Genomic DNA, 4,043 nt, shown 5'->3' with positions numbered 1-4,043 from the left:
CAATTTGCATATGTGGGTGCGCAGGTATGCATTTCAAGTTTCTTTATCCGTTATGCCGGCTACAGTGGTCATATGAAAGAGAAGGAGGCTACCACTTACCTGGGCCTGTTGCTGTTGTGTTTTATGACCGGCCGCTATGTGGGTACATGGCTTATGCGGAAAATAGCGCCAAAACAATTGCTGTTCCTCTATAGTGTGGCTTGTGTATTATTACTGTGTTATAGTGTAGGCGTTGGCGGTAGAACGGGGGTTTATTGTTTGTTGGGAGTGGAATTTTTTATGTCGATCATGTTCCCCACTATATTTTCACTGGCTATCCGTGATCTGGGCAATGAAACTAAGTCGGGCTCCGCCTTCCTGGTTATGTCTATAGTAGGGGGTGCATTGATACCGCTTGCGCTGGGCGCAGTAAGCTTCTACAGCAATGTGCAGCTGGCCTACGCCGTACCCATGGTTTGCTTTGCAGTAGTAGGTTACTATGCGTTAAAACGTGCAGCTCCCGTTACTCTGCGAGCAGTGCATTAACTGACTTGCGGGTAAGACCAAAATATATTTTCTGCCCGGCGTTGTATCTTTCCCGTAATTCAAAGTTTTCGAAAGATGGACCGCCGGGTATATTAATGTACGCAGCAGGATCAGCGCTTCCCCCGCTCCAGTACTTTGCCCGCCCGTTAACCCTTACCTGTAATGAGCTGTCTGCATCGCGGGCTTCTTTTCTCCAATATTGGGTAAGCGTATAAAAAGGCCGGTACCGCCAGCCCCAGCGCGCAGCATGTTGCTCATCTTCCGGCCATGCCGCCAGTTCCTTTAACGATTCATCGGGTTGCGCCATTACCAGGTAATCGCCGCTTTTGTTACGAAGCATTTCCGGTAACGGGTACGGGGCTTTCTCTATAAAGCCGGTGCCCTCATACCCGGTATATAACGTTGTCGCATATACGGTTTTATTTTTGAGATAAAGCTTCCTCAGCCGTGCATAATTTCCCATGGTAGCAGTAATACCGCAACGTTCCATTGGTGTGCCACCCGGCAGATGAAACGTTTCTATGCATAATTCATCCGGGCGGTTACTGCTGATGCTTAAACGGAGGTAAGGCCGTGCGCCGTTTTCAAACGGCTCCATAAAAACATACAGGCTAAGGGTGGTATGTTCCGGGTGTTGCGGATCAGGATGGGAAAGCACTCCCCGGGTACCCGCGGTAGCGGTGAACCGGCCAGGCTCGCTGGTTTCGCCGGTCCACATCAGTTTTCCCCATTTACCGTCTACCCGTGAAGGCGATATTTCGCTGAACTCCATTTTACCATTCACTACCGGTTCTATTGCAATATAATTGAGATGATAAATGATGCCTTTCCATTCATAGCCGATGCGGAGCAATCCCCTGGGGCCGCCATCGTTGCCGGGCCGGGCGCCTTCAATAGCGGCCGGCCACAGGCCGATAACAATACCATTCCGGATGCCCCACACCGGCGGGTCAGCAGCGTGGTTGGGCCTGATCCATTGGGGATCTGCAGGAGCCTGCTGTGCAGCGGCCGTGCTAACGGTAACGATTATACTAAAAATAAGGCTACAATAAAAGTTCATCTGTTCTTATTTAAACCCGTTGCAATGAGATCTTTTTCCCCGCCACCACCGCATGTTCTGCAGGAATGGTTCCATAGGCTACTGTCAGGGAAGGAACACCTTTCTTCCAGCTTACTGTACCAAAGCCTTTATCAGTGGCAAGGAAACTGCTGAAATCACCGATCTTTGAATCGATATGAATCACTTTATCCACAGCATCATACCGTACACCGGTTAGCCCCTGTAGCAGCCCGTAGCTCGACATAGCACGGGCGTACCAATGCCCGCATTCATATTCATTAAATGGGTTTCTCACTGTTCCATCATACCGCCGGCGGCAGGTACGCACAATATCCAGCCCCTTTTCCACTTCGCCCTGGAACATCAGGTGAGAAGCCACCTGGTACTCGATACCGGTCCATACTTCGTTGCTGTATACAAACGGAAGCGACAACATACCGCCTTTAGGCCAGGAACAAAGCAGCAGTCCGCCTTCATGCCCCAGAGCATAGGTAGAGCGTTGCGGGTTATCATGTTGCTGCAGGTCTTTTTTCAGGTTGTATTTATGTACAGCGAGCAAGTGGCTTTTTGTTTTGGCAGTATCCACCGGTTCAGGTAAACCGCATACCCGTGCAATCCAGGAACCCAGCACGCCATCAGAGAGACAACCAGCGCCATACTGGTATTTGGGCCCCTCCTTTTGAAGCAGCGCCAACGCTTCCGGTGAGTATTGGGTGCTGAATGATTGCGCCTTTACCGGGTCCGGCGCCTGGAGCCCTGTCCATTTTATCTGCTGGATAAAGTATTCACCGTTATACAATGCTGTTTCCAGGTATTGCTTTCCTTTTGTATACAGCGTTTTGTACGCGCTTATATCTTCACCAAGCGAAGCGCCCATTTCCATAAATGCGGTAAGCGCGCCCAGATAAAAACTGGTGCACATGCCGGTAGGCCCCCAGAACTCAATATCATAAGTATTATGATGAGGTTCTTCCACAACCCCTTTTCTTTTCGGGTCCCAGGTACGGATACAGTAATCCATGCTCACTTTCACCAGTGGAAACATTTCCTTCAACCAGTCATTATCTCCACTGATACGCCAGTCGCGATACATCTTCATAATACCTCCCAGTTGCCCGTCGGCAGCCGAATGGAAATTATGTACCAGCGGTGATATGGGAATATTAGCCCGGAAGCCCTGATGCCCTTCTGTATTCTGGTTCTCATGAAACTCTGTATGCCGCAAACTTCTTTCCAGCGCAGGAAACAGGTGAGGCACTGCCTGTGCATAATTCCATACATGTGTACAGGTACCATGACAACTACCCCAGCTGTCGCCGGAGCCTTCCCAGCACCAGAAGCGGCCGTCGTACTGCCGCATTACAGTAGCTGATTTCAGGATAGTAAGATTGGCAGCCACAGCCTCCAGCACTTCCGGTGGCAGGGTGCTTTTATAGAAGGTATTGGTAAAGAGAGATGTTTTCCGCTGCAGTTCATCATAGTGGCCGGACCAGTAAGCCGCCGCTTCCGAAACATCTTTAAACCTGCTGCTGTACCAGGGCTTGTAATATTTACCTGTAGCCGGAACAGCGCCACCAGGGCTATCGCCGATATGTAACTTTGAATCCGGCACATACCAGGTCATCATCAAACGGATCACTTTCTTTTCACCTGGCTGTAAACGGAAAGGTACATACAACGATCCGCCCGGCGCATCTTTTTCTACCGGCGCCGTATTGCGTGTTTCTCCTGCTTTCACGGTATTCCATGCCATGGTTAAAGGATCAAACCAGGCGCCGCGGAACCAGCAATGATCCACGATGGTAGATGGCTCGGCAGTAAAGATGGCAAATTGTCCTTTCTTCTCGGGCGCATCCGGTAAGGCATCCTGCGATAACACAAATCCCTGCGGCATGGGGGTTACCGCATTTCCTTTATCGCCCTGCCGCATAAAGTTGCGGGCATGATAAGAAAAGATGTATTCTTCCGGCTTGTTCCCGGTATTGGTGAATTGGTATTCCAGTCCGCCAAAGGGCATACTGGCATGATCTTCATCTCCAGGTATAAAAGGGCTCCAACCTTTTATGGCCACCTGTAAGGGCAGCGTATTATCACGGAGACGGATATCCGCAAATGGGAAACGTGCGTGAAAGGTGGACTCATTAAAACGCGGCAGGCCCCAGGTAGCGCCGCCGGTACCACCCAGTCCAGCATCCCGCTGGCCGAATTTTTTCCAGTCGGGCACGCTTCCTTCCAGCACTTTTGCTCCATTGGGAATGCCTTTGATACAGATAGCGGCAAACATAGCCGGCTCGTAAAACATTTCGGGGTTATGGTGCACCGACATATGCGAGATGGCTCCTGTTCCCTCCAGGCAGAACATGCCTGCTCCTATCCCGCCAACGGGGAAGGCTATACGGTTATTGTATTTACCGGTATAGGCTTCATTAAACAGGCGGTCACCGGCAGCCTTTTTTTC

The 4,043-nt window shown here is 50.6% G+C and carries 2 protein-coding genes and 1 pseudogene; 1 reads left to right on the top strand and 2 read right to left on the bottom strand.

Features of this window, described 5'->3' with window-relative positions; all coding sequences use genetic code 11:
* Positions 1-525: pseudogene (locus VIM72_RS01090) on the top strand (glucose/galactose MFS transporter); the annotation flags it as partial.
* Here the strand turns inward: VIM72_RS01090 and VIM72_RS01085 are convergent.
* Positions 503-1,585, bottom strand: a complete 1,083-nt coding sequence (locus tag VIM72_RS01085) for a hypothetical protein (RefSeq protein WP_332001023.1) — start codon at positions 1,583-1,585, stop codon at positions 503-505. The pseudogene VIM72_RS01090 and the gene VIM72_RS01085 overlap by 23 nt on opposite strands.
* 10 nt (positions 1,586-1,595) lie before the next feature.
* Positions 1,596-4,043, bottom strand: a 2,448-nt coding sequence (locus VIM72_RS01080; protein WP_332001022.1) for a GH116 family glycosyl hydrolase, incomplete at its 5' end; no start/stop codon positions are given.

Origin of the sequence: Chitinophaga sp. (assembly GCF_036569185.1) — a bacterium.
Classification (GTDB): Bacteria; Bacteroidota; Bacteroidia; order Chitinophagales; family Chitinophagaceae; genus Chitinophaga.
Note: the sequence above shows the minus strand (reverse complement) of the source record. Positions and strands in the feature narration are given on the sequence as shown.